Here is a 26,461-nt window from a genome sequence, read left to right on the forward strand (position 1 = left end):
AGTTCTCGTTTTGTTTTCAGGATGACTTATGAAAAAAGTCCTGTATTACCTGCAGCTGCTGATATTATTTCCGCTGGCCGCAGTGATTGTTATCACGCCGATGGACAGCCAGAAACAATATATTTTCGGCCTGATCGCCATCGCCCTTCTTTTCGTGCTGGGCCTCAGCAAAAGCCGTAAAATTACCATGGTAATGGTGTTTCTTTCGGCCTTGATGTCAACGCGCTATATATACTGGCGCGCGACGGAGACCCTGGCTTTTAATTCCGAAATCGAAGCTATATTGGGCGTCGGCTTATTTATTGCCGAGGTATATGTCTGGGTAATTTTGCTTTTAGGCTATCTGCAAACGTCATGGCCGTTAAAAAGAACCATTGAGCCGATGCCGGATGATATCAGCCTGTGGCCGACCGTCGATATTTACGTGCCGAGCTATAACGAAAGCCTGGACGTGGTGCGTGATACCGTGCTGGCCGCGCAGTGCATCGATTACCCTCGCGACAAGCTCAAAATTTATCTGCTGGACGACGGCAAGCGCAGCGAGTTCGCGGTTTTCGCCGCCGATGTCGGCGTGGGCTACATCACGCGCGATGACAACCGCCACGCCAAGGCGGGCAATCTGAATCACGCGATGACCATCACCAAAGGCGAGCTGATTACCGTTTTTGACTGCGACCACGTGGCGACCCGAACGTTCCTGCAGGCCACCGTCGCGCCTTTCCTGAAAGATCCCCAGCTGGCGCTGCTGCAAACGCCGCACTATTTCTATTCGCCGGATCCCTTCGAGCGTAACCTGAAGGCCGCGCGTGAAATCCCGAACGAAGGCGCGCTGTTCTATGGCCCGGTTCAGCAGGGCAACGATAACTGGAACGCGACCTTCTTTTGCGGCTCCTGTGCGGTTATCCGCCGCAGCGCGCTGGAAGAGATCGGCGGCTTCGCCACCGAAACCGTGACCGAAGATGCGCATACCGCCCTGAAAATGCAGCGTCGCGGCTGGAAATCCGCTTTCCTGGCGCTGCCGCTGGCCGCCGGTCTGGCGACCGAACGTCTGGGCCTGCATATTATTCAGCGTACCCGCTGGGCGCGCGGCATGACGCAGATTTTCCGCGTCGATAATCCGCTGCTGGGGCGCGGTCTGAAGTGGCAGCAGCGTCTGTGCTACCTGAACGCCATGCTGCACTTCCAGTTTGGCCTGCCGCGCGTGATCTTTCTGACCGCGCCGCTGGCTTACCTGCTGTTTGACCTGAATATTATTCACTCTTCCGCCAGCCTGATTTTCGCCTACGTGCTGCCGCATCTGGTGATGTCGCTGTACGTCAACTCCAGGATGAACGGGCGTTTCCGCGCCACCTTCTGGGGCGAGATCTACGAAACGGTGATGGCTTTCCATCTGGTTATCCCCACGCTGCTGACCATGATTTCGCCGAAGCACGGCAAATTCAACGTCACCGACAAAGGCGGCCTGCTGAATACCGGCTTTTTCGACTTTAACATCGTGCGTCCGCACGTAATCTGCGCCGCCCTGCTGCTGGCGGGCGTGGTCAGCGGCGTCGTGCGCGCCGCAGCGCATAACTATTTTGGCGTCGATCCTTACGTTATCGCGCTTAACGTCGGCTGGGCGCTGTTCAGCCTGATTATTCTGATGGCCGCGATTGCCGTGGCGCGTGAAACCAAACAGACGCGCAAAACCATTCGTATCGACGTCGATATTCCGGTGATCATGCATTACGCCAGCGGCATTTCGTCGCGCTCCACCACGGTGAACCTTTCTATGGGCGGCGTGCAGGTCACGGCGCCGGACAGCCGTCATGAAACGGACGATATCGAGGCGATCGATTTGATGCTGCACTCTGGCGCGATCTCGCTTCCTGTCAGCACGATTGGCGCAGACGACGGCGTGATCCGCCTGCAATTTGCTGAAATCCCGCTGTCGCGCCGTCGTGAGCTGGTGCGCGTGGTGCTCGCTCGCGCCGATGCGTGGATCAAGCCGGAAGGGCCGAAGGACAAGCCGCTGCGTTCGCTGTTGACCATCGTCCGCACCGTCTTCGAACTGTTCTGGCTCACCTGGAAAGACCGGCGCGCCAAACGTCAGGCACTCAAGGCCAATGAGGATAGCGCGGCATGAAAAAGCTTTTAGCCATCCTTTGTCTTGGCGTAATGACGCTGGGACAGGCGTATGCCGCCGACAGCGTGACGCAGGACAGCAGCGCGCTGTCGCAGATCCCGCCGCCGGCTGGAACCGGAGCGGCAGAAGATCTGCCGCCGCTGCCGCCCATCGCCGATAACGCCGCGCCGGTGGCATTACTGAACCAGCCGCTGACCAGCACCATCTCCGTGGCGCAGATGGGCCAGGCCAACGGCATTCTGCTGACCGGCAGCCAGCTGCAGTCCGGCATTGTCTTTACGCTGCCCGCTGATGAGGTGATCACTAATGCGCGGCTGAATCTGTCGCTCAGGGTCTCCAAAGCGCTGGCGGCGCGCAACGCTTCCATGCAGCTGATGCTGAACGGTCAGCCGCTGGGCACGCTGCCGCTGAGCGCTTCCGACAGCGCCAGCGAAGAGTATCAGCTGGATATTCCGGCCGCGATGGTGGTGTCCAGCAACAACCTGAGCTTTAAGATCAACGACGCGGATCGGCTGCTGTGCGAGCGCGATAACGATCGCTATCAGGTGACTATTCTGCCTGCCACCACGCTGGCGCTTGAAGGGCAGCAGCTGAATATCGGCAATAAATTGCGCAATTTCCCACGCCCGTTTATTGATGCGCAGCGCATGACGCCCGCCAGCATCGCGATGGTGTTTGGCGCGGCCGTCACGCCGGGCAAAGTCAGCGCGGCGGCGACCGTCTCCTCCTGGCTGGGGATCCAGACCGACTATCGCGGCGTCAACTTCCCGGTACTGCGTAACGATATGCCGGAGAAAAACGGCATTGTCTTCGCGAAGCCAGGCGAAACCATCGCAGGCTTAACCGTGCCGCAGGTGAACGGGCCGACGTTGCAGATGGTCGATAACCCGATTAACCCGGTTTACAAGCTGATGCTGGTGATCGGCAATAATGATGACGATCTGCGTCAGGCCGCGTGGCGACTGACCCAGCCGCTGAGCGTCGACAGCGACTCGCTGGCGGTCGGCCGCCAGGCTATTCCCGCGAGCAAGGCCTATGACGCGCCGCGCTGGATCAACACCGATCGGCCGGTGCGCCTGAGCGAGCTGTTGCGTAAGGATCAAAGCCTGACCACTACCGGCATCTGGCACGATGCCCTGAAGGTAAACTTCCGCGCCGCGCCTGATTTATTTCTGTGGGATGGCGAAACGGTGCCGGTGCAGCTGAACTATCGTTTCCCGTCGGAAAGCTGGATTGATGAAGATAACTCCTTCCTCAACGTCAGTCTGAACGGCACTTTCCTGCGCAATCTGACCGTAAATAAAGTCGGGCTGCTGGAAAACATCTGGCACCGGCTGGGCGGCGACGCGCGTCAGGAGAAATACACCCTGAAGTTCAACCCTTATCTGATTTACGGCGACAACCAGCTCCAGCTCTATTTCAACATCAAGCCGAAGGCCAGCGCGCCGTGCAGCGTACTGACCAATAACAACATCAAAAGCCGCATCGAGGATGACGCCTGGATCGATTTGAGCCATACGCGCCACTTCACTCTGCTGCCGAATCTTTCCTATTTTGTCGGCGCCGCTTTTCCGTTTACGCGCTTTGCTGACTATTCGCAAACCGTGCTGCTGCTGCCTGCCTCGCCCAGCGATGCGGAGATCGGCGCGCTGCTGGATATGGCGGGACGTGCCGGTAGCGCTACCGGCGTGGCGCTGAGCGGCAACCGCGTGCTGTTCGGCGTGCCCGCCGGCAAGCCTGACTGGCTGCGCAACAGCGACGTGCTGGCGTTCTCCACGCTGGCGCAAAGCGACTTCAACCAGGCGCTGCTGCGGCATTCGCCGTTTGAAGTAAACGGCCACACCCTGGGCGTGAAAGAGCCGACGCTGCTGGATAACCTGCGCGGCTGGCTGGCCGGCGACTGGAGTCGCCAGGCGGTGGATGCGGATCGCTATTTCTCTTCTAACGAAGACTGGCGCGGTTTTATCAGCTATCGCTCGCCGTGGAGCCCTTCACACGTGGTGGTGGCGACCGTAGCGACCGACGATGCGCAGCTGGCGAGCCTGCATAATGACCTGAAATTGCAGCGCATTAACGCCGGGATCCGGGGCGATACCGCGATAATCACCGGCGAAAACGGCATCCGCAGTTTCCGCGTCGGCGCGCAGTTCCCGAGCGGGGAAATGCCGTGGTACATGATGGTGGTGTGGTATGCCAGCCAGCACGCGGTCGTGCTGGCGCTGATAGCGCTGCTGCTCTCCACCATAGTGGGATTGAGCACCTTTATTTTGCTGAAGCGGCACGCCTGGAAACGGCTGAATCCGCAGCACGAGCGGCAGACGCCGGGCGAGAAAAAATGACTATGACGATCAAAACGCTTATCGCGCTGGGCCTGCCGTGCATTACGCTGGCGGCGGGCGCGGCTTCCACCGGCGCTAATCCGGCCCTGCAGGCGCTGTTCGACCAGGCTAACTACTGGCATCAGAAGGCGCATGACGAGCTGGCGCGTGACGCGCTGAATAAGGTGCTGATGGTGGACGGCAATAACGTCCAGGCTCTGTATCTGATGGCGCTGTGGGCACAGCAGAGCGGCGATAAAACAACGGCGTCCGCCTTCCGCGAGCGGCTCAGCAAAGCGTCGCCAGAGGATACACGGCTGAGCGAGCTGGATAACGCCCGTCAGCTTCAGTCCATCCCTGCGGCGCAGCTGGCGCTGGCGCGTCAGCAGGCCCGCAGCGGCAATATCGCCGCCTCGCTGCAAACCTGGCGCAACACCTTCAGCGGCAACGAGCCGCCGGCCAGCGTGGCCGCCGAATATTATCTGACGATGGCGGGCGACCGCACGCTGCTGCCGCAGGCGGTTGACGCGCTGCGCCAGTTTGCCGCCGCCCATCCGCAGGATACCGGTGCCAGGCTGGCGCTGGGCAAGGCGCTGACCTACGACGCCGCCACCCGACGCGAAGGCATGGAGACGTTAAGCGGCATGGCAGAGGGCAATGACGATGCCGATCGCTCGCTGCGCCAGGCGATGCTGTGGCTGGCCGCGAAGCCGGAAGACGCGCCGCTCTACCAGGCGTGGCAGCAGCGCCATCCGCAGGACAGCGCGGTAATGGACTATTTCCGTAAAAACGCGGGCGGTGCGGAAAAAGGCGAAGGCTTTACCGCGCTGAACAGCGGCGACGTGTCCGGCGCGCAGAACGCCTTCGATCATGTCTTGCAGGCCAATCCCGAAGACGCCGACGCGCTGGCGGGGCTGGGCTATGTGGCGCAGCGCAGCGGCAACTATGCGGCGGCCGCCGACTACCTCGAACGCGCGGCGAAGCAGGGCGGCGATAACGGTCAGCAGCGCCAGCAGCAGGCTGCCGATGCCCGTTTCTACGGCCAGCTGGCCGCCGCGCAGCAGGCGCTGAAGACGGGCGACGTCGCGCAGGCGCTGAGCCTGAGCGAGCCGCTGAGCCAGGCGGAAGGCGAAAAAGGCATGGCGGCGAAGCTGTTCCGCGCGGACGTGCAGCGCCGCAACAATCAGTTGGACGCCGCCGAACAAACCTATCGCGCCATTCTGCAAAGCGATGCGGATAACCGTCCGGCGAAGGAAGGCCTGTTTTACGTGCTGCGCCAGCAGAACCGGGGCAGCGAGGCCAACGCGCTGCTCGCCGCGCTGCCGGAAAGCGTGCGGGCCAGCGTCGCGCCGCGTCCCGGTGTTACCAGCGATCCGCTGCGCCGCGAAGCCAAACAGGCGGCGCAGTCCGGCCATCCTCAGCGGGCTATTGCGCTGCTGTCCGCCGGGATGCAGCGTTTTCCGAACGATGCCTGGCTGCGGCTTGACCTGGCTCGCCTTTATCAGCAGCAGGGCGACACCGCGCAGGCGGCTGGCGTGATGCAGCCCGCTTTCCGCGCCAGCGCCGGCAGCAGTGAAATCTATGCCGCCGCGCTGTTCGCCAGCGAAAGCGGTGCCTGGCAGCAGGCGCAGTCGCTGCTGGCGCGCGTTCATCAGCAGAACGGCGACATGCGTGAACTTTCTCGCCGCGTGAACTTCAATCTGCAAATGGCGGTCGCGCAGCAGTATCTGGCGCAGGGATCGACGGCCGCAGCGGCCAACACGCTGCGGGCGCTGACGGTGAATCCGCCAACCAACCCGGCGGATGCGGGCAGCCTGGCGAAAGGGCTGGCCGACGCGGGCGATCTCAATGCGGCCGTCGCCGTGGTGCGCGGCAATATGCAGCGCGGCGTGCAGGGCAACGCGGGCGATTACGCGCTTCAGGTCGCGGTGCTGAACCAGGCCGGACTGAGCGGCGAAGCGCAAAGCTTCCTGAGCAGCCCGACGCTTCAGGCTAACAGTACGCCAGACCAGCTGGCCGGTATCCAGAACGGCTATCTGATCAACGAAGCCGACCGTCTGCGCACTCAGGGCAAATATGCGGCGGCCTACGACAAGCTGATCGGCGCGCTGCAGCGCGATCCGCAGAACAGCGATCTGATGTTTGCGATGGGCCGCCTTTATCAGTCCGGCAAAATGAACAAAGAAGCGGGCGTGGTTTATGACTACCTGATGACCCGCGACACGCCAACGCAGGATGCGCGCGTGGGCGCTATCGACGTGGCGCTGGCGACGCACGACCTGGCGAAAGCCAAAGCGCTGATGGCGGGATTACAGGGCGAACAGACGCCGGAGCGCCTGCTGTTGATGGCGCGCGTGGCCGAAGCCGACGGCGACCACCAGCAGGCGCTGGCTTATCTGCGCAGCGCGCGCGGCGGGATGATTGGTTTGCAGGGCGGCCCGACGCCGGTGATTGGTGGCATGGCGCTGGCGGATAACCCGTTTGTGGATCGCACCACGCTGATAGCGCGCAAATCGCCTTCCGCCTACGGCGGCGTAATGCCGTGGCAGCAGGCGCCGACGGGTAATGGCGCCGACACCGAAGCAGCCTCGCAGCAGGCGCGAACGCTGCACCAGATCGATACCATGATAGACGGCTTACAGGAACGTACCGGCAGCTGGGCGCAGGGCGGTGTGCAGGTCAGAGGACGCGACGGCGAAACGGGCCTGAGCAAGCTGACCGAGGCCAAAGCGCCGCTGAGCTGGTCAAGCGTGCCTTACGGCGATACGCGCTTCAACTTTACGCTGACGCCGGTGACGCTGAACGCGGGCAGCGCGTCGGGCACGTCGCTCGCTCGCGTCGGCACCCAGGCGCTGGAGCAGGGCCGCATCGCCCAGGCGAATAACAGCGCGCCTTCGGCCGTGCTGCTCAACTCGCCAGGATCGCAGACCGCCTCCGGTGTAGAGGTCAACCTGGGCCTGACCAATGACAACTTTAAGATCGACCTGGGATCGACGCCGCTGGGCCAGGATCTCAGCACGCTGGTGGGCGGCATCCAGTGGTCGCCGAAGCTCACCGACTATCTGACGCTGATCCTGACCGGCGAACGGCGCGCCGTCACCGACAGCCTGCTCTCTTATGTCGGCACCGAAGACAAGCTGAGCGGTAAAAAATGGGGCGCCGTCACCAAAAACGGCGGCAACGCGCTGCTGAGCTATGACAACGGCGACGCCGGTTTTTATGTTGGCGCAGGCGGCTACAGCTATATCGGTGAGAACGTTGCCAGCAACCAGAGCCTGAACGGCACGGCCGGCGCCTACGTACGTCCTTATCACGACGGTAACAGCGAGCTGAAAACCGGCATCAGCATGAGCTGGATGGATTTCTCAAAGAACCTCAGCTACTACAGCTACGGCCAGGGCGGCTACTTCAGCCCGCAGGATTTCGTGGCCGTGTCGTTCCCGGTGGACTGGAGCAAAAACTACGACGATCTGAAGGTGAAAGTGGGCGGTTCCGTGGGCTATCAGTCTTACTCCCAGGATCGCAGCGCCTACTTCCCGACCGATCCGGGCAAACAGGCAGAGCTGCAAAGCTACTATGACGCCGGTTACGCCACCGAGGCTTACTACGCGGGCGGCAGTAAAAACGGCATTGGCTATAATCTTCATGCGGGCGCGGATTATAAGGTCAGCAAGGACGTCACCGTTGGCGGTCAGCTGGGTTACGACACCTTTGGTGACTACAACGAGAGCACGGCTCAACTTTACTTCCGCTACAGGCTCGGAGACAAATAATGAGTGAATTTCAGGAACGTACCCTGAACTACTACCGCCAGCAGCAGTATCAGCCCGGCTGGTTCGATCTGCTGAGCCTGATGATTAACGGCATGCTGAACAACGCGGGCGAGCAGGAAAGCCACGCGTTTTTACGGCAGATGGGCGACAGCCTGGCCGGTCGTTATCCGCTGGGCGCGGCGCGCACCGTTGGCGAGCTGGAACAGCAGATCAATCTGGCGCTGGCGCGCTTTAACTGGGGTTTTGTCGACGTGCAGCCGCATGAAACCGCGATGCTGATCCACCATATGGCCCTGCCGTCGGCAGGCGGTCAGATGGATGACCGACAGTGGCGGCAGGCGCTGGGCGCGGTGCTGAGCGGCCTCTACGCCCGCTGGCTGGGCGAGCAGGGCGGCAGCCCGACCGTTTCGCTGACCTGCCTCGATACCGGCAGCACGACTGCTACTTTTCGCTATCAGCTGTAAGGAATCTATCCATGACTCTGCTCAGGGCGAGCGTATTGATGATTGTAATGGTGCTGGGCTGTATGCAGGCCAGCGCCGCCGACGGCTGGAGCACCTTTAAAAGCCGCTTTTTAACCAGTGAAGGCCGTATTCAGGATACCGGCAACAAAAATATCAGCCACACCGAAGGCCAGGGCTACGGCATGCTGCTGGCGGTCGCCAATAACGATCGTGAAAGCTTCGCTAACCTGTGGAACTGGACGCAAAAGCACCTGAAAAACCCGCAAAATGGGCTGTTCTACTGGAAATACGTGCCTGACGCGACCGATCCCGTAGCGGATAAGAACAGCGCCTCCGACGGCGATGTGCTGATCGCCTGGGCGTTGCTGCAAGCGGGCCAGAAATGGCAGAACAACGCCTGGCTGCAGGCGTCCGATGCTATTCAGCGCGCCATTGTCGCCAAAGAAGTGATTACCTACGCGGGCCACACCGTGATGCTGCCGGGCGATCGGGGGTTTAATAAAACCAGCTACGTGGTGCTGAATCCTTCTTATTTCCTGTTCCCGGCCTGGCGGGATTTTGCCGCGCGCAGCCATCTTAAGGTGTGGACGAACCTGATCGACAGCGGGATGGATCTGCTGCCGAAAATGCGTTTCGGCGACGCCGCGCTGCCAACCGACTGGGTAGCGCTGAACGCTGACGGCAGCGTCGCGCCCGGCATTGGCTGGCCGCCGCGCTTCTCTTACGATGCTATCCGCGTGCCGCTTTATCTCTACTGGTACGATGCGCAGAGCCTGCAGCTGGTGCCTTTCCAGCATTTCTGGACGGGCTTCGCGCGTGATAAAACGCCCGCGTGGATCGACGTCAGCAACGGTAATAAGGCGCCTTACAATATGGCTGGCGGCCTGCTGGCGGTGCGTGATTTAACCCTGAATCAGACCGGCTACCTCAGCGACCAGCTGACGGAGGATCAGGATTATTACTCTGCCAGCCTGCAGCTGCTGGCCTGGCTGGCTTATAAGAGCCAGTAATATCCTTTCCGTGACGATTGACCTTCCGCAACGGCCTGTCTGTTGCGGAAGGTTTCCCGTCAGCCGTCGTGCGCGTTCTCTTCGGCGATACAAGACCACCTCCTTCCCCGCCTGAAATAATTAACAATTTGAATACCCTACTAATTTTTACCGCGTGCCCGGCAAAATTGGCGACGGTAAACCCCTTGTATTGATCCGGCTATAGCGGCTTACTGGCCGCCCCTGAAACTGACCGGATACCCAGATGAGCCTGCTACTGCGCGCCTCTGCGGACGACCAGAGCGCACAGCAGCAAGCCGTCGTCACTCTCACCCTCGGCATCTTTTTTGACGGCACGGGCAATAACGCGCTGAACGCCCGCAGCAGTCTGGAGACGGGCGGCCCTGCGCCGGAGGACAGCGAAGCGCTGGCGGCCTGGCGGCAGGCCGCAAAGCAGACGCTGGGCTTTCGCGATAGCGCCCTCGGCAGCCATATTGGTCACTACACCAACATCCATCGGCTGCATTCGCTGTACGCTACCGACCTTGCGGGTGGGCAGAGCCAGCAGCGTCTTTATATCGACGGCATCGGCACGGAAGCGGGCGCGGCGGACAGGGCGCTGAATATGGCGTTCGGCACGGGCAGCCGGGGCATCGTGGCGAAAACCAACAAAGCCGTTGCCGCGCTGGTTGAGGCGCTGCGCAATTACGCTATCCGCCAGCCGAACCTGGTTATCAACGAGCTGCAATTCGATCTTTTCGGCTTCAGCCGGGGCGCCGCCGCCGCGCGCCATTTTGCCAACCGCGTGTTTAATGGCGACAGCGCCCTTATTGAAGCGATCGAAAGAGGGCTGGAGGGCGTGGAATATCGCGGTTCGCCAGCCGGGAAAACCCGTTTTCTGGGCCTCTTTGATACGGTAGCCGCCGTGGCGACGCTGGCGAACGGTCTGAACCCTAACAGCGCGGACAGCGGCGACGTCAATCTGGCGCTGCGGCCCGGCGTGGCGGAGAAAGTCTTTCATCTTACCGCGCAGCACGAATGCCGCTTTAACTTCGCGCTGAACAGCGTGCGGCCTGCCTGGCCTGAGGTGGCGCTGCCGGGCGCCCATTCGGATATCGGCGGCGGCTATCACGCTGTCGAACAGGAAAGCTGTTTTCTGACCCGCCCGCAGTTTGAAACCGTGCCGCTCTCTACCCCGGACGAAGAGACCAGGGTCTACCGCGCCGCCAGCAAAGCGCTGGAGGCCCTGCGCGGCTATCCGGCGATTGCGCCTTACGTTGATAACGGCGAGGTAGAAATACGCAGCTGGTTTGACGACAGGATGCCCGCCGATCGCTACGGAATGCTGCAAAAACGCAGCGGCGCGGCGGCGGTACTGCGGCGCACCGTGCGCAACGACTGGGCGAAAGTGGCGCTGAGGGTGATGATGGAGGCGGCCCGGGCGGCGGGCGTGGTATTTATCGCGATTGATGAAGCCGACCAGGCGCTGGCGCTACCGGATAAGCTGCTGCCGCTGTGTGACAAAGCGCTGGCGCTGAGCCATGCCGCTCGCCACGGGCGGGAAGCGGTCGGCTTCAGCGAGGAGGAAATCGCTTTACTGGCGGCAGACTATCTGCACTGTTCGGCCAACTGGAACGAGGTGCAAACCGATGCTGACGGCAACATTATTCATGCCGTCAGGCCGGTTGAGCAGGGGGCTTTCGTTAATCGTCCCGATAACCGCTGGCGGCGCACGGTGTACGATCTTAACGGCAAAAAAATGACCTGAGCAAAAAGGGGCATCGGCCGATGCCCCTTCCGCTATTGCGGATAGGCCACCCAGTCGCCGCCGTTCAGCCGGATCCACGGCTTGCCCTGATACATCATCACCACCGCGTTGTCGTTTTCCGACACCACCTGCGTTTGCGGCAGGTTTTCGGTCAGCACCGACATATTGACGTTGGCGGCGTTGAACACCTGGCCGTCCACCACGCGGGAAACCAGATCGGAGAGCGCCAGCAGGCTGGTCGGCGCCTCCACGGTCATCGGCTGCGCCTGGTGCGGCGCTTTCATCCCGGCAAACTTAATGCCGACGGGCACGTGCGTGATGTTCGGGCTGGGAATATCGCGCAGGCCGGACATCTGCATTTTATCGCCCTCCAGCGCCGCGCCGTGCTCCGGCACGATCATCACCATTACCCGACGACCCGATTTATCCAGATTGGTCAGGAAGGTATCAAGCTGATCGAACAGCAGCTTAGCGCGCGGCTGCCAGGCGGCGGTTTTGGTGCTGCCCAGCTCGCGGGTGCCGTCGTGCAGTGGGATCAGGTTATAGAAGGTGGCGGTGCGGGCGTCCGCGCTCTTCTGCCGTTCATCCAGCCAGCGCTGCATCAGTTCGCCGTCGTTAAAGACCGGCGTGCTGTCGAACGAGGTCCAGGACGCGCTGATACCGGCCTGCGACATCAGCGGCGCCTGCAGATCGCCATCGTCGCGCAGCTCCTGCAAATAGTTACCGAACACGCCGGTATGATCCATCATCAGCTGCTCTTTAAAGCCCAGCTTTGCCAGGTTATCGAACAGATAGCAGCGGCGATCGGTCGGCTTATAAAGATCGCTGTGCGAGGTCTGGCCGCAGCTGGCGCGCAGCAGACGGATCCCCGCCGGGCCGCTGTAGCCGGTGGCGGAGTTATAGTTGTTCAGCACGATATCGAAATGCTTCCACAGCGGATGATCGCGTAGCTGAGCCACTTCCGCATCGGACCACGAGAGCGAGCAGATGTTGACGATCAGAATATCGAACGGCGCTGAATCGGCAGGCAACGTGTCGGGAAAAGTCGTTACGCGCTGTTTTTCGCTGGCGTAAAACTTATTCAGATAGGCGGTCAGGTTGGCGCTGGTCGGCGGCGCCGACTGATCCATCGCGTTGGCGTTGGCCGCGGCTTTGTTCGGCTGCGCCGCGGTATTCAGCGCCACCGGCGGCGTCGCCTCTTTGGTCGGCAACAGCGCGAAGGAAGGCCCGGCCATATTGACCACGTTGATCCACAGCAGCATCAGCGACACCAGCACCGACACGCGCACCCACTGGGAGACAAACAGATAGATCACCAGCATCACGAACCCGGCGCCAATCATCTGCCAGTTAACGAAACGGTTAACCAGATCCAGCAGATAGGCGCCGGAGAAACCGGCCAGCTGGCTGCCTTCGCTGAGAATACTTTGCGGGCCGGGCAGCCAGGTATCGTGCCAGAACAGGCCCAGGCCGATGGGAACGGAGATCCAGTTGCGCCAGCGGTGCAGCCGCTCGTTGGGCAGCGGCAGCAGCAGCCATGCCAGAAATACCAGGTTGGTCAGGGCGTGGAAATTCAGATAACCAAACCACAGCAGCGCGAATTTGATCAGGAAATAGAAATTCCAGCCGCCGAGACCGCGCCAGTGCAGCAGGAGCGTCGGCTTTCGGGTCTTTGGTTGACTCATGTCTTATCCGATTTTGAAGAGTTACGCCGCCAGAGGCCTTCGTACTTCAGCGCGCGAGGCGGCGTGACCCGCAGCACCAGTCCCCGCCACTGCCTGGGCAGCCAGCGGGCGTAAAAGGGTTTCAGTAACAGCAGCAGCAGCACCGCCAGGATCAGGATTTGCACTCCATCCATTAACGTCATGTCGTGGTGTCCTGGCCAAGGGTGATATTGTGCGGCTGACGGCGCGCCTGCGGAGCGGTCACGGCCGACGCCGACGGCGCGGCGACAGGCGCGGGCGCATCCCGCCAGGCGGTCGGCACCTTGCTGGTCAGCTGGCGGACTTCCGACAGGATCTGCAAGTCTTCATGCCAGACCAGCCGGTTGGTAAAAATCTCGTCGTGCGGCAGATGAAAAATAAATTTCAGTGCGGTATTCAAATCGCTGAAGCGGCAGGAGGAGAGAAACAGATAGAGCCGGTCGTCCAGCAGGGTAACCAGATCGCCGTAGCGACGCGGCTTACACAGCGTCAGCGCCTGCTCCGGCTTCAGCTCCGGCACGGGACGCAGCGCCACCAGCAGCCCTTTGCTGTTTTCCGGCAGCAGCGTATTGTTCACCAGCAGCGTCACCGATTGGCAAAAGTCCGCCAGCGGCAGATAGCCACGCGCCTGCAAAGGCTGCATCGACTTCATCAGCGCGCTGAGATCGCCCGGCACGTGGCGGTTATAGGATTGTCCCTGAATGCCTTCCAGCATGGTCAGAAAGCGCGACATGGTGGCGTTGATCGGCACGATGCTGTTGACGCCGCAGGCCAGCAGCAGCCGCTCGTCGCTGTAGCGCAGCGACGCCCGCATTTCCCGCACCACAATTTTCAACCCGCTGCCACGCGTGCGGCGCAGGCTATGGATCTGTTCCGCCAGCGCCGGGATCTGGTCGTTGTGCTGTAGGCTGAAAATCACCGTTGCCGCGCTGGCCTGCTGCGCGCGGTTGTGCAGTTCCGCATTGCTGTCAAACAGCGTCCACTGGCTCGACAGCGGCGGCGCGCCTTCCAGTACTGTTTTCTCCGCCAGATAGAGCGCTTCGTCGTTCAGCGTCAGCGGCGTGCTTTGCTCTGCCTCCAACAGTCTGAACTGGTCCATATTCAGATCCAGACGTAATGCGCGATCGGCCAGCATTCCGCCGCTATTGGCCCACCAGTTGATGCGGTAATCCCAGCAGTCCTGCTGCCAGTCCAGCTGCGCCAGGCCATCGACATGACGATAAAGACTTTGCAGCCGGGTGCGCAGCGCGTTGATTACTGAACCAAAGCTAATGATTAGCAGCGTGATGGGTTTAGCGTTAAGAAAGTGTTGTATCTTTTTTGTCCACAGCCGCAGCTCGTCCTGACTTAACTTTTCCCACAGGGAAGCGGGGGCAAAAAACAGGACCAGACGAGGTTTTTCTGACAACACGCGAGCCAGATCGTCGGTAAAAGCGTGCAGCGCCCGACGGGTCTCCGGCAGAGAGAAAAGCGGGATGGCCGCAGGCCCGCCGACGGGCGCGGGCGAAAGCAGCGTATCCGGCGCCAGGCCTGACGCTATCAGCGTAACGGTATGCTGCGCGGCGATACACTGACGGGCCAGACAACGGGCGTCTTCCTGACGGTTGGCCGTCAGCCAGTAACATCCCGACGGCTGCATCAGCATCAACTCATCTCTGACCTGTTCAAATCCTAACGTAAATGGAGGTGTCATAAGATATTTCGCAACCCGGCTTGTTCTACGGCTAGAGTGTAGTCCAGTTAAAAAATGAAGTAGCATCATTGTATTCTGGCTAATATACATTACAACTTATAGCAAACCGACCTGCACCCGACCTAAGAATTTTCTTGCTCGGGGGGAATTTTTTGCTGCCTTCTGGGGCTATCTCTATGAGTCAACAGTCTGACAAAACGCGGCCGCTGGCGCGTGGAATCCAGGACGATATTGCGCAACTGGAACGCGCTTTTTCGCTACAGAACTGGCGCTATATCGATATCGATCGCCAGGAAAGGCTGGCCGGGATCCTGGACCGCTGGCCGCTGCTGGCCGAGCTGGCCGATCCTACGTCGTCCGGAGAGCAGTAATGGCGGTGATTGCGCTACAGAGCGTCAGAGGCGGCGCCGGGGCGACCTCGTTGACCGCTGCTTTTGCCTGGGCGCTCAATCAGCTGGGCGAACAGGTCATTACCGTCGATTTATCGGCCGATAATCTGCTGCGGATGCACTTTAATATGCCGGTGGGGCAGTCGCGCGGCTGGCTGCGGGCGGCCATGGACGGGCAGCCGTGGCAGCAGAGCGCGCTGCGCTACGCGCCGGGGCTGGATTTTGTGCCTGCGGGGCGGCTTAACGACGATGAACGGATGGATTTTATTCGCCATCCGGAAAAATACGCCCACGCCTGGCTGACGCAAATCGACGCGTTAAGAAAGCTCTACCCCTGGATCCTGCTCGACGTGCCCTCTGGCGATACGCCCTGGACGCGAGCCATGGTGGCGCTGGCCGACCATATCCTTAGCGTGGTGACGCCGGACGCTAACTGTCATATTCGTTTGTTTCAGCAAACTTTCCCCACCAACACGCTGTTTCTGCTCAATCAGTTTTCCCCGGTCAGCAAGGCGCAGCAGGATCTGCATCAGCTTTGGGTCAACAGCCTGAACAACTTTATTCCTTTAACCCTGCATCGTGATGAAGCGGTGGCGGAAGCGCTGATGAGCAAGCAGCCGCTGGGCGAATACCGGCCACACAGCCTGGCAGCGGAAGGCATGATGACCTTCGCCAGCTGGGCGCTGATTAATCTGCAGGCGCGCGCATGAGGCCGCTGCACTGGCTGTTGATGCCCGCCGCAACGGCGGCGCTGCACGAACGCTATGCGGGCTATCGCCAACACGGCGCGTCGGCGGCAACCGCCGCGCTCCAGTGCTTCTGGGTCACGCTCGGCTGGGCCTTCCTCCGTTTTGAAACGCCAGCCTGGCAGCAGGTTCAGGCGCAGCGTCGCCGCCTTTATCCGCATATTTCGCCGGAAAGGCCGCATCCTGCGGATATTTTACGCTATCTGCTGCAAACGCTGTGGCTGCTGCTGGTGGTTCCTTTTAACGGCGTCTCGCTCAGCGAGCGTGCAGGCCGCTATACCCTGAGAACGCCGCGCCAGCGCTTCTATAACTGGCTGGACAAGCTGCCGGAAAAAGCGGCCGCGCGCGACATGGAAAAGCGGGTTGAACGCCAGCTGCGTCGCGTGCCGCCAACGCTGCGTAAAGCGCTGTTCGGCGTGGCGATTGCGATCGCTACGGCGCTGGCGCTGCTTTGCATCTCGCAGCCGTTCGATCTCTTTACGCAGTTTATCTTTGTCGCGCTGCTGTGGGGCGTGGCGATGGTGGTACGGCGCATCCCTGGCCGCCTGTCGACCATGATGCTGATCGTGCTGTCGCTGACGATTTCCTGCCGCTATCTGTGGTGGCGCTACACCTCGACGCTGAACTGGGACGATCCGCTGAGCCTGACCTTCGGCGTGCTGCTGATCGCGGCGGAAACCTATGCCTGGGTGGTGCTGATCCTCGGCTATTTTCAGACCCTGTGGCCGCTTAATCGTCCGCCGGTTTCCATGCCGGAAGATATCAGCAGCTGGCCGACGGTGGATCTGCTGGTGCCGACCTATAACGAGCCGCTGAGCGTGGTAAAGCCCACGCTGTACGCCGCGCTGGGGATCGACTGGCCTAAAGACAAGCTCAATATTTACGTGCTGGATGACGGCAATCGCGAGGAGTTCCGCGCCTTTGCGGAGAAAATCGGCGTGCACTACGTGGCGCGTCCAACGCATGAACATGCCAAAGCGGGCAATATCAACCACGCACTGCGTACCCATTGCCGCAGCGAGTTCGTGTCGATTTTTGACTGCGACCACGTGCCGACGCGCTCGTTCCTGCAAATGACGCTGGGCTGGTTTGTGAAAGACCCCAAACTGGCGATGCTGCAAACGCCGCACCACTTTTTTTCGCCCGATCCTTTTGAACGCAACCTGGGCCGCTTCCGCCGGACGCCGAACGAAGGCACGCTGTTCTACGGGCTGGTGCAGGACGGCAACGACGTGTGGGACGCCGCGTTTTTCTGCGGCTCCTGCGCGGTGATCCGACGTACCGCGCTGGATGAAATCGGCGGCATCGCGGTGGATACCGTGACCGAGGATGCGCATACCTCGCTGCGCCTGCACCGCAAAGGCTACACCTCCGCCTATATTCGTATTCCGCAGGCGGCCGGGCTGGCGACAGAAAGCCTGTCTGCCCATATCGGGCAGCGCATCCGCTGGGCGCGCGGCATGGTGCAGATTTTCCGACTGGATAATCCGCTGACGGGCAAAGGGCTGAAGCTGGTGCAGCGGCTCTGCTACGCCAACGCCATGCTGCACTTCCTTTCCGGCATTCCCCGGCTGATCTTCCTGCTCGCGCCGCTGGCTTTTCTGCTTTTTCACGCCTACATCATTTTTGCCCCCGCGCTGGCTATCGCCATTTTCGTGCTGCCGCATATGCTGCACACCAGCCTGACCAACTCGCGTATTCAGGGCCGCTGGCGACACTCGTTCTGGAGCGAGGTCTACGAAACGGTGCTGGCCTGGTATATCGCGCGGCCGACCACGGTGGCGCTGTTCAATCCGCATAAGGGCAAATTCAACGTGACGGCCAAGGGCGGCCTGGTGGAAGAGCAGCATCTCGACTGGGTGATCACCCGGCCCTATATGCTGCTGGTGCTGATTAACGTCGCCGGTCTGATAGCTGCCGTCTGGCGGCTGAACTATGGCCCGCCCACGGAAATCCTGACGGTGCTCGTCAGCGTGATCTGGGTGATTTACAACATGATTATCCTGGGCGGCGCGGTGGCGGTTTCCGTCGAGGCGCGCCAGCTGCGTGAAGCGCACAGGGTAGAGATCGCCATGCCGGCGGCGCTGGCTCGTGAAGATGGCCATATGCTGCCGTGCACGCTGCGCGACTACTCCGACGGCGGCGTCGGCCTGGAGCTGCGCGAGGAAAACCAGCTGAAGGAACATGAAAAGGTCTGGCTGCTGCTGCGGCGAGGCCAGCAGGAATTCAGTTTTCCCTGTGTGGTGCAGCGTACCTTTGGCCGCCGTGCCGGGATCCGCCTGCATGAGCTGACTACCGGGCAGCACGTGGAATTTATCCAGTGCACCTTCGCCCGCGCCGATACCTGGGCGCTGTGGCAGGACAGTTTTCCTGAAGACAAACCGATGCAGAGCTTCGCTGACATTATGGTGCTGGGCTTTAAAGGCTATCTGCGCCTGGCGGAGTACGGCCCGCAGCCGCTGCGCGGGCTGTTTGCCGGGCTGACGCGTCTGACCAGCTGGCTGGCTTCCTTTTTCCCGAGGGGCCCAGGGCGACCCGATACCACGATCCACTGACGCAAAGTTGATGATGAAACGATGACGAGAAAACTACGCTGGTTCACTGCTGTTCTGATGGGCGTTATGCCGCTGACCTGGGCGGCGCCCGACTCTGCGCCGCTGCCGATGACCGCTACGGACGCGCCTGCCGCAGCCGATCCTGCCGCGCCGGTCGCTGTCGATCCCGCCGCGCCGGTACGCGACGTGACGCGCACTTTTGCCCAGATCGCGCCGCCGCCGGGCGTTTTCACGCTGACCGGCACCCGAACCCAGGGGCAGATTGAATTCGGCGTGCGCAGCGACGAGCTGGTGACCAAAGCGCTGCTGACGCTCAGCTATCGCCCTTCGCCTGCGCTGCTGCCTGTGGTTTCGCATCTTAAGGTCTATCTGAACGATGAAATGGTCGGACTGGTGCCGATCGCGCAGGATCAGGCAGGCAAAACCAGCCAGATCCAGCTGCCGCTGGATCCGCGTTTTATCAGCGACTTTAACCGCGTCCGGCTGGAGCTGGTCGGCCACTACGCCAATATGTGCGAAAACCCCGCTAACAGCGCCGTCTGGCTGGATATCGGCAAGGAAAGCTCGCTGGCGCTGACACTGCAAAAGCTGCCGCTGCAGGACGATCTCTCGCATTTCCCGGAGCCGTTTTTTGATTCGCGCGATAACCGTCCGCTGATCCTGCCGATGGTCTTTGCCGGCGCGCCGGGCCTGGGGCAGCAAAAAGCCGCCGCCGTGCTGGCTTCCTGGTTCGGCACCAAAGCGGACTGGCGCGGGCAGTCGTTTCCGGTGCTCTATAACCAGCTGCCGGAGCAGCAGCACGCGGTGGTGTTTGCCACCAACGACCAGCGGCCGGACTTTTTAAAAACGCTGCCGCCGGTGGATAAGCCGACCATCGCCATCGTCAATCAGCCGCAAAATCCCTGGGAGAAAATGCTGCTGGTGATGGGACGCGACGATAACGATCTGCTGAAGGCGGTGCAGGGGATTGCGCAGGGCGAGGTGCTGCTGCGCGGGCAAAGCGCAACGGTGGACGAGGTGAAAGAGCTGATGCCCCGCAAGCCGTATGACGCGCCGAACTGGGTGCGCACCGACAGGCCGACCACCTTTGGCGAGCTGCAACAGTATGCCAACCAGCTACAGAGCGACGGCCTACAGCCGAATCCCATTGCGCTGACGCTGAAACTGCCGCCGGATCTCTTCCTGGTGCGCGCGCGCGGCATCGATATGAATATCACCTATCGCTACACCACGCCGATGCAGGAAGACGGCTCCCGGCTGGCGGTTAACCTGAACAACCAGTTCGTGCAGGATTATCCGCTGTCGGGCAAGCACGACAACGGCAGACAGCTGCTGCGCATCCCGCTGGTGCAGGGTCTGACCGACAGCAGCACCCAGTTGACCATTCCGGCGCTGCGCCTGGGCGTGGTAAACCAGCTGCGCTTCGACTTCGATTACGCCAGCCTCTTTTACGGCGGTACCTATAACAGCGCCACGAAAGAGAGCCGCTGCGCCACCGTTACCCCGGTGTCCAATCACGTGGTGATTGATGATAACTCCACTATCGATTTCTCCGGCTACCGCCACTATATACAGATGCCGTCGCTGCGTGCCTTCGCCAACGCGGGTTTCCCTTTCAGCCGCAATGCCGACCTGGCACAAACGCTGGTGCTGGTTAACGCGCGGCCAGAGGCGGACAAGGTCAGCGCGCTGCTGAACGCGCTGGGCAATATTTCTGCGCAGACCGGCTATCCGGCGCTGAAAGTGAAAATGACCGACGACTGGAGCAAGGCGCAAGAGCAGGATGACGATCTGCTGATGATTGGCGAAATCCCGCAGACGTTGAAGGACGACAGCAAAATCAACCTGCTGGTGGATGCGGCGAAAAGCTGGGTCAACAAGCCTAATCGCCAGAACGACTTTTCCACGCGGCCTTTGTCGACTGACGACATGTACGCGGAAAGCCAGACGACCATCAGCTCCAGCGGGCCGATGGCGGCGATCGTCAGCTTTAAATCGCCTTTCAACGACCAGCGAAGCGTGGTGGCGCTGCTGGCGGACAGTCCTCGCGCCTGGCAGCTGCTGAACGGCGCGCTGATCGACAGCGGTAAACGCGCGGCGATTTTCGGCTCGGCCTCGGTGATCCGGGAATCCGGCGTGAACAGCCTGCGCGTGGGCGACACCTGGTATATCGGCCATCTGCCGTGGTGGGAGCGCGTCTGGAACGCGCTGGCCACGCATCCGATTATGCTGGCCGCGTTTGCCGCCGTGGTGGTGATCCTGTTCGCGCTGCTGCTGTGGCGTTTAATGCGCAGCATCAGCCGCCGTCGCTTAGGCGATGAGGACGATCTGTAATGAACCCGCACTGGCTGGCACCCGCGCTGCTGCTGCCGCTGAGCGGCATGGCGGCCGAGACGGCGCAAGTTTCGCCCGTTGACTGGCTGCTACAGCAGGTGCGCGTCGGCGAAGCGACCAACAAGTTCGATCTGGTCAGCCAGTCGCTTTATCGGCTGGAAAAGATTGCGCCGGACAATCCGCAGGTACTGGCGGCGCAGATCCGTCAGGATTTGCGCTCGGGCCAGCAGGATCGGGCGCGGGAAAGGCTGACGCGACTGAAAACAATCGCCCCCGACGCGGTAGCCACTCGCCAGGCCGAAGCGAGCCTGTTGCTGGTTGCCGAAGAAGGACGGCAGCAGCTGCAGCAGGCCAGACTGCTGGCGGCTTCCGGCCATCTTCCCGAGGCGCGAGCGGCCTGGGACAAGCTGTTCCACGGCGTGTTTCCTTCCAGCGATCTCGCGCTGGAATACTGGCGGCTGGTGGCTCGCCTGCCCGAGCAGCAGCCGCTGGCCTTAACGCAGCTGGAGGCGCTGGATCGGGACGCGCCGGGCAACGTCAATGTCAAAATGGCGATTGCGCAGATGCAGCTTGGCGACAACCGCGCGGCCGCGATTAAGCAGCTACAGGAGGTCGCCAATGAACCGGCGGGAAGGACGCAGGCCGCCGAGCTGTGGCTGAACGATATCAGGTCGCAGCCGGTCACCTCGCAGACCGTGGCGCAGCTGCAAACCTATCTGCGCACCTTTACCAGCGATAAACCGCAGGCGGACGGCCAGCTTGAGCTGGCGCGGCAGGAGCAAATGCTGGCGGATCCCGCCTATCAACAGCGGCTGCGCGGACTGGCCCTGATCGATAAAGGCGAAAGCACGGCGGCGATCCCGGCGCTGCGGGCGGCGCTACAGGCCAGCCCCAACGATCCCGATCTGCTGGGCGCGATGGGTCAGGCGCTGTCGCGCGCTAACAAACGTGAAGAAGCGGACGGCTATTTTCAGCGCGCCGTGGCGGCAGATGCGCAGGGCACGGACATCGGTAAGTGGCAAAGCCTGCTGCAATCCAACCGCTACTGGCTGGCGATTGCCGCAGGCGACAAAGCGCTGGCGGCAGGCGACGTTCGCGGCGCGACGCGGAGCTATCAGCAGGCGCAAGCTCTGGACAACACCGACGGCTACGCGCTGATTGGCCTGGGCGATGTGGCGGTGGCGCAGAAAAATGCCGACGCCGCCGAGGCGCTTTTCCGCCGCGCGCGCCAGCTTGATCCGGACAACGCCACGGCGACGCAGCGGCTGGTCACGCTCTATCAACAGCAGTCGCCGGAAAAGGCGCTGGCCTTTATCAACGGCCTGCCTGCGGCGCAGAAGCGCTCGCTTGGCGCGACGCTCGCCAGCCTGCGCAGCAGCACGCTGAGTGCGGAAGGCGATAAACAGGCGGCGGCCGGGCGCTGGGCAGAGGCGGCGGAACAGTATCGCCAGGCGCAGCAGGGCGCACCGGATGATATCTGGCTGAACTATCGGCTGGCGGGCGCGCTGCGTCAGGCGGGCCAGCCTCAGGCGGCGGATCGGCAGATGGCGGCAATGGCGCAGCGCCAGCCCGGCGTGCCGACGCAGGCCTATGCTTACGCGCTCTATCTTTCCGGCAGCGATCGCGCAGAGGAGGCGATGCGGCAGCTTCAGGCTTTGCCCGCCGCAAAATGGGACGCGAACATTAAGGCGCTGAACGATCGGCTGGAAACGGACAGGGTTATTGCCCGCGCCGAAGAGCTGCGCGCCAACGGCCAGGAAAGCCAGGCCGTTGCCCTGCTGGGCCAGCTGCCGCCTTCCAGCCGCATTGCGCTGACCGAGGCGGACTGGGCGCTGGCGCGCGGCGATGCGCAGCAGGCGCTGACGCGCTATCGCGACGTCGGCGAGAAAGAGCCGCAGAATAACGACGCGCGGCTGGGCGAAATCGAAGCGCTGGTGGCGTTAGGGGATCTGCCCGCCGCCAAACAGCAGTTGCAGGCTTTACCGTCGGCCGTAGCGGAAGCCAGCGTCAATACCGGACGGCGGGTGGCGAACGCGGCGCAAAGCGTCGGCGATACCGCCCGCGCCGCCACGCTGTATGGCCTGCTCAAGCCAAAGGCGGCGCAGGAGATGCCTTCACAAAGCAGCGCGCTGGTGTTTCGCGATGCGGCAAGGCTGGAAGCGGCGCAGAACGATCCTGCCGCCGCGCAGTATGATTATCGTCAGGCGATGGTCGCCAGCGGCATCGCTACGACGGCGCCGCAAAGCACCGAAGACTATACGCGGCTGACGCGCAATAACGAGCAGGATGACTGGCTGAAGCGCGGCATCCGCAGCGAAGCGGCCGATCTGGCGCGCCAGCAGGACACCACGCTGACGCTGGCGGAGGATTACGCCAGAAATAAAGGCACCGGCGGCGTATCCGATTTCACCGCGCACACCACTATGGCGCAGGCGGAAACGCCGTTCGGCCAGGGCAAAGGCTGGCTGCGGCTGGATAATGTGGATATTTCAGCGGGCACCTTCTCGCCCAACAGCCTCGGCAATATTGATGAAAATTTCGGCACCTGCGCCAACGCTGACGCAACCTGCAACCGGGATTTCCGCCAGCATCAGAACGGCACCAGCGTTGGCGTCGGCTACAACAGCGACAAATGGTCGGCGGATATCGGCACCACGCCGCTGGGCTTTGAGGTAACCAACTGGGTTGGCGGCTTCACCTGGAACACCAGCCTGAGCGATCTTGGCGTGTCGCTCACCGCCTCCCGCCGTCCCATTTCCAGCTCGCTGCTGGCCTACGCGGGCGCGCGCGATCCCAATACCGCCAGCGGCAAAACCTGGGGCGGCGTGGTCGCCACCGGCGGCGCGGTGGGCCTGAGCTACGACAAAGGCGGCGCGCACGGCGTCTGGGCCGATATCAGCGCCCATCAGATCACCGGTGAAAACGTTAAGGACAACGCCCGTGAACGGCTGATGGTCGGCTACTACTATAAGCTGCTCAACGAGGACAACCGACGGGCGACTATTGGCCTGAACGGCATGTTATGGCACTACACCCGCGACTTAAGCGACTATTCGCTCGGCCAGGGCGGCTACTACAGCCCGCAAACCTATAACTCGCTGTCGGTGCCGCTCAATTACCGTCAGCGCACGGAAAACTGGTCGTTCGACGTGGGCGGTTCGGTTTCCTGGTCCCACTCCCGCACCCACGCGCAGTCGCGCTATCCGTTAAGTTTCGGCGCGCTGACCAGCGATAATCCGCAGGGCACCAGCAGCAGTAGCAGTGGCTTTGGCTATACGCTGCAGGCGGCGGTAGAGCGTCGGTTAAGCGCGCACTGGACGCTGGGCCTGGGAATGGATATTCAGCAGGCGGAGGACTATACGCCCAGCCACGGCATGATTTATCTGCGCTATTCCATGGCGGGTTGGGAAGGCGATCTCGATATGCCGTCGCAGCCGCTGACGCCTTATGCGGACTTTAAATAGCGATCTGTGTTGTCCGAGCGCCGATTTCCTGTCGGAAAACACCTAATCGACCCCTGGCTGCAAGGGATAACTTAACAAGCGCCTGTCATAGGATATACTCAGGGCTGTTTTTGCCGCCCGCTTTGGCGGCAGTCAGCTTTGCGGAGAACAGGCTTGCGCGTTAGTCGTTCGTTAACGATAAAACAGATGGCGACGGTATCCGGCGTCGCGGTGGTCACCATCCTGATTTTTATCGTCATTCAACTTTTCCATTTTGTGCAGCAGCGCAGGATTGACTATGCCCAGCAGATGGAAAACGTCGCGCATACCGTGCGCCAGCCGCTGTCGCAGTCGGTGCTGAAGGCGGATATCGGCCAGGCTGAACGTATTCTTAATTCCCTTAAGCCCGCCGGTATTCTGGCGCGCGCCGAAGTCGTGTTGCCCAACGGGCTACAGACGCTGCACACCGATTTTGAACCGACGAAGCCGGTGCCGAAGCTTATCGCCACTATTTTTGAACTGCCGGTGCAAATCACGGTGCCGCTCTATTCGGTGGGGCCTTCCAACCCCAAGCCGCTGGCGCTGCTGGTGTTGCAGGCGGACTCCTGGCGCGTTTATCAGTTTATCCTCAGCGCGCTCTCCACCATGGTGACGACCTACCTGCTGCTGGCGCTGATCCTGTCGGTCGCTATCAGCTGGTGCATTAATAAACTGATCGTCAGGCCGCTGCGCAGGATCGCCGCCGAGCTGCACGATCTGCCGCCGCAGGAGGCGATCGGCCATCAGCTGGCGCTGCCCGCCCGCCATCGCGACGACGAGCTGGGCATGCTGATCCGCAGTTATAACCACAATCAGCAAGTTATCGAGACGGTGCACGATGAGATGCGTCGTTTGACTACGCGCGTTGCGCTGACCAATCTGCCCAATCAGACGCTGTTCCTGGCGCTGCTTGAGCAGCACATCAACGCAATAGCGGATAAAGACGGCTTCACGCTGATGGTGCTGCGCATCGAGACGCTACAGGAAGCGAACGGCGTGGTGGCGGACGAGCAGCGCGACGCGCTGACGCTGACGCTGCTGGATAAAATTCGCAACTGCATCGACGGGCAGACGCTGACCGGCCAGCTGTCGGACAGCGATTTTGTGCTGCTGATGAAACGCGCTACGCCTGTCCGCGCTATGCGCATGGCCCGGCTGCTGCTGCTGCGCCTGACCCAGCCTGTTATGCTGCATGAGATGCAGATCCGGCCCAGCCTCAGCATCGGTATGGCGACGCGGGAAGACGCTCATCTGAGCGCGACGGAGCTGCTGAGCCGGGCGGCGTCGGCCATGATGTCGGCTCGCCTTGAAGGGAAAAATCAGATCCTCTTTTTCGATGCCACCATGACCGAACGGGCGCATAAGCGGCTGACGCAGGAGCACGATATTTTGCAGGGGCTGAGCGACGGGCAGTTCGCGCTGTTCCTGCAGCCGCAGATTGATATGCGCAGCGGCCAGCCGGTCGGCGCAGAGGTGCTGCTGCGTATGCGTCAGCCGGACGGCAGCTGGAGCCTGCCGGAAGACCTGATCGTCAGCGCGGAAGAATCCGGCGTGATCCACGCGCTGGGCCGCTGGGTATTTGAAGAGGCTTGTCGCGTGCTGGCTGGCTGGCAAAAACGCGGCATCACGCTGCCGCTCAGCGTGAATATTTCCGCCGTGCAGCTGCGCGAACCGGACAGGGTGGCGCATCTGCAAACGCTGATCCAACAGTATCAGATTGCGCCAGGCAGCCTGATGCTGGAGCTTACCGAAACGGCACAGGTCGGTGAACCAGCGTTGGCGCTGCGGCTGCTTAACGATTTGCAGCAGGCGGGCGTCGCTGTCGCGCTGGACGATTTTGGCATGGGCTACGCCAATTTAAACTGGCTAAGTCAGTTTAAGTCGCTGCCGGTCAGCAAGCTGAAGATGGATCGCAGCTTCGTCAGCCCGCTGCCGGAAGAGAACGCCATGGTGCGTATCGTGGCGGCTATCGCAGAGATCATGCAGCTGGAAGTGATTGCCGAAGGCGTGGAAACCGTTGAGCAGCGCGACTGGCTGCTGGCGCGCGGCATTCATATCGGGCAGGGCTATCTCTACGCTGGCGCGTTGCCCATCGCGGAGTTCGAGCGCCTCTATTTTTAAG

At 61.5% G+C, this 26,461-nt stretch carries 15 protein-coding genes; 12 read left to right on the forward strand and 3 right to left on the reverse strand.

The window, feature by feature from the left end; all coding sequences use genetic code 11:
• The first annotated feature begins 28 nt into the window (after positions 1 to 28).
• The 6 genes from bcsA (ACA373_RS17435) (at position 29) to ACA373_RS17460 (ending at position 11,437) form a co-directional block, all read left to right on the forward strand.
• The gene (bcsA, locus tag ACA373_RS17435) at positions 29 to 2,125 is read left to right on the forward strand and encodes a UDP-forming cellulose synthase catalytic subunit (RefSeq protein WP_370734884.1); all 2,097 of its coding nucleotides are present in this window, start codon (positions 29 to 31) and stop codon (positions 2,123 to 2,125) included.
• Positions 2,122 to 4,464 (forward strand): cellulose biosynthesis cyclic di-GMP-binding regulatory protein BcsB, encoded by a 2,343-nt coding sequence (gene bcsB / locus ACA373_RS17440; RefSeq protein WP_370734885.1) that lies wholly within the window; start codon positions 2,122 to 2,124, stop codon positions 4,462 to 4,464. The genes bcsA (ACA373_RS17435) and bcsB (ACA373_RS17440) overlap by 4 nt, the downstream gene beginning before the upstream one ends.
• A 2-nt stretch (positions 4,465 to 4,466) precedes the next feature.
• Positions 4,467 to 8,216 carry a cellulose synthase subunit BcsC-related outer membrane protein gene (locus tag ACA373_RS17445; RefSeq protein WP_370734922.1) on the forward strand — a complete coding sequence of 1,250 codons (3,750 nt, stop codon included), beginning with the start codon at positions 4,467 to 4,469 and terminating at the stop codon, positions 8,214 to 8,216.
• A complete protein-coding gene (gene bcsD, locus ACA373_RS17450) occupies positions 8,216 to 8,680 on the forward strand; it encodes a cellulose biosynthesis protein BcsD (RefSeq protein ID WP_253456512.1) in 465 nt (154 codons plus the stop codon). The genes ACA373_RS17445 and bcsD overlap by 1 nt, the downstream gene beginning before the upstream one ends.
• An 11-nt stretch (positions 8,681 to 8,691) precedes the next feature.
• The gene (locus tag ACA373_RS17455; RefSeq protein WP_301251504.1) at positions 8,692 to 9,690 is read left to right on the forward strand and encodes a glycosyl hydrolase family 8; all 999 of its coding nucleotides are present in this window, start codon (positions 8,692 to 8,694) and stop codon (positions 9,688 to 9,690) included.
• Between the two features lie 244 nt (positions 9,691 to 9,934).
• Positions 9,935 to 11,437, forward strand: a complete 1,503-nt coding sequence (locus ACA373_RS17460; protein ID WP_370734886.1) for a DUF2235 domain-containing protein — start codon at positions 9,935 to 9,937, stop codon at positions 11,435 to 11,437.
• Positions 11,438 to 11,469: 32 nt separating this feature from the next.
• On the opposite strand, the gene bcsG is transcribed toward ACA373_RS17460, so the two are convergent.
• The 3 genes from bcsG to bcsE are packed head-to-tail and all read right to left on the reverse strand — an operon-like array spanning position 11,470 to position 14,833.
• Positions 11,470 to 13,122: a cellulose biosynthesis protein BcsG gene (gene bcsG / locus ACA373_RS17465; protein WP_253456503.1), complete on the reverse strand. Its 1,653-nt coding sequence runs from the start codon at positions 13,120 to 13,122 to the stop codon at positions 11,470 to 11,472.
• Positions 13,119 to 13,304 carry a cellulose biosynthesis protein BcsF gene (gene bcsF, locus ACA373_RS17470; protein ID WP_253456500.1) on the reverse strand — a complete coding sequence of 62 codons (186 nt, stop codon included), beginning with the start codon at positions 13,302 to 13,304 and terminating at the stop codon, positions 13,119 to 13,121. The genes bcsG and bcsF overlap by 4 nt, the downstream gene beginning before the upstream one ends.
• Positions 13,301 to 14,833: a cellulose biosynthesis protein BcsE gene (gene bcsE, locus ACA373_RS17475; RefSeq protein WP_370734887.1), complete on the reverse strand. Its 1,533-nt coding sequence runs from the start codon at positions 14,831 to 14,833 to the stop codon at positions 13,301 to 13,303. The genes bcsF and bcsE overlap by 4 nt, the downstream gene beginning before the upstream one ends.
• A 176-nt stretch (positions 14,834 to 15,009) precedes the next feature.
• Here bcsE and bcsR point away from each other — a divergent pair, with 176 nt between their 5' ends.
• The 6 genes from bcsR (at position 15,010) to hmsP (ending at position 26,460) form a co-directional block, all read left to right on the forward strand.
• Positions 15,010 to 15,204: a cellulose biosynthesis protein BcsR gene (gene bcsR / locus ACA373_RS17480; protein ID WP_370734888.1), complete on the forward strand. Its 195-nt coding sequence runs from the start codon at positions 15,010 to 15,012 to the stop codon at positions 15,202 to 15,204.
• Positions 15,204 to 15,932 (forward strand): cellulose biosynthesis protein BcsQ, encoded by a 729-nt coding sequence (gene bcsQ, locus ACA373_RS17485; RefSeq protein WP_253456491.1) that lies wholly within the window; start codon positions 15,204 to 15,206, stop codon positions 15,930 to 15,932. The genes bcsR and bcsQ overlap by 1 nt, the downstream gene beginning before the upstream one ends.
• Entirely contained in the window at positions 15,929 to 18,523 is a 2,595-nt protein-coding gene (gene bcsA / locus ACA373_RS17490; RefSeq protein ID WP_370734889.1) for a UDP-forming cellulose synthase catalytic subunit, read from the forward strand. The genes bcsQ and bcsA (ACA373_RS17490) overlap by 4 nt, the downstream gene beginning before the upstream one ends.
• A gap of 21 nt (positions 18,524 to 18,544) precedes the next feature.
• Positions 18,545 to 20,857 carry a cellulose biosynthesis cyclic di-GMP-binding regulatory protein BcsB gene (gene bcsB / locus ACA373_RS17495; protein WP_370734890.1) on the forward strand — a complete coding sequence of 771 codons (2,313 nt, stop codon included), beginning with the start codon at positions 18,545 to 18,547 and terminating at the stop codon, positions 20,855 to 20,857.
• Entirely contained in the window at positions 20,857 to 24,321 is a 3,465-nt protein-coding gene (bcsC, locus tag ACA373_RS17500; RefSeq protein ID WP_301251497.1) for a cellulose synthase complex outer membrane protein BcsC, read from the forward strand. Before bcsB (ACA373_RS17495) ends, bcsC begins: the two co-directional genes overlap by 1 nt.
• A gap of 153 nt (positions 24,322 to 24,474) precedes the next feature.
• On the forward strand, positions 24,475 to 26,460 hold the full coding sequence (gene hmsP / locus ACA373_RS17505; RefSeq protein WP_253456478.1) for a biofilm formation regulator HmsP: 1,986 nt from the start codon (positions 24,475 to 24,477) through the stop codon (positions 26,458 to 26,460).
• Position 26,461: the final 1 nt, after the last annotated feature.

Source organism: Erwinia sp. STN24 (genome assembly GCF_041320675.1).
Classification (GTDB): domain Bacteria; phylum Pseudomonadota; class Gammaproteobacteria; order Enterobacterales; family Enterobacteriaceae; genus Erwinia; species Erwinia aeris.

What these genes read in the sequence shown, in the direction of transcription:
- bcsD (WP_253456512.1), top strand. Translation starts at nt 8,216, where the DNA reads ATGAGTGAATTTCAGGAACGTACCCTGAACTACTACCGCCAGCAGCAG.
- bcsG (WP_253456503.1), bottom strand. Translation starts at nt 13,122, where the DNA reads ATGAGTCAACCAAAGACCCGAAAGCCGACGCTCCTGCTGCACTGGCGC.
- bcsB (WP_370734890.1), top strand. Translation starts at nt 18,545, where the DNA reads ATGACGAGAAAACTACGCTGGTTCACTGCTGTTCTGATGGGCGTTATG.
- ACA373_RS17445 (WP_370734922.1), top strand. Translation starts at nt 4,467, where the DNA reads ATGACGATCAAAACGCTTATCGCGCTGGGCCTGCCGTGCATTACGCTG.
- bcsA (WP_370734889.1), top strand. Translation starts at nt 15,929, where the DNA reads ATGAGGCCGCTGCACTGGCTGTTGATGCCCGCCGCAACGGCGGCGCTG.
- bcsF (WP_253456500.1), bottom strand. Translation starts at nt 13,304, where the DNA reads ATGACGTTAATGGATGGAGTGCAAATCCTGATCCTGGCGGTGCTGCTG.
- bcsB (WP_370734885.1), top strand. Translation starts at nt 2,122, where the DNA reads ATGAAAAAGCTTTTAGCCATCCTTTGTCTTGGCGTAATGACGCTGGGA.
- bcsQ (WP_253456491.1), top strand. Translation starts at nt 15,204, where the DNA reads ATGGCGGTGATTGCGCTACAGAGCGTCAGAGGCGGCGCCGGGGCGACC.
- bcsE (WP_370734887.1), bottom strand. Translation starts at nt 14,833, where the DNA reads ATGACACCTCCATTTACGTTAGGATTTGAACAGGTCAGAGATGAGTTG.
- bcsR (WP_370734888.1), top strand. Translation starts at nt 15,010, where the DNA reads ATGAGTCAACAGTCTGACAAAACGCGGCCGCTGGCGCGTGGAATCCAG.
- ACA373_RS17460 (WP_370734886.1), top strand. Translation starts at nt 9,935, where the DNA reads ATGAGCCTGCTACTGCGCGCCTCTGCGGACGACCAGAGCGCACAGCAG.
- bcsC (WP_301251497.1), top strand. Translation starts at nt 20,857, where the DNA reads ATGAACCCGCACTGGCTGGCACCCGCGCTGCTGCTGCCGCTGAGCGGC.
- bcsA (WP_370734884.1), top strand. Translation starts at nt 29, where the DNA reads ATGAAAAAAGTCCTGTATTACCTGCAGCTGCTGATATTATTTCCGCTG.
- ACA373_RS17455 (WP_301251504.1), top strand. Translation starts at nt 8,692, where the DNA reads ATGACTCTGCTCAGGGCGAGCGTATTGATGATTGTAATGGTGCTGGGC.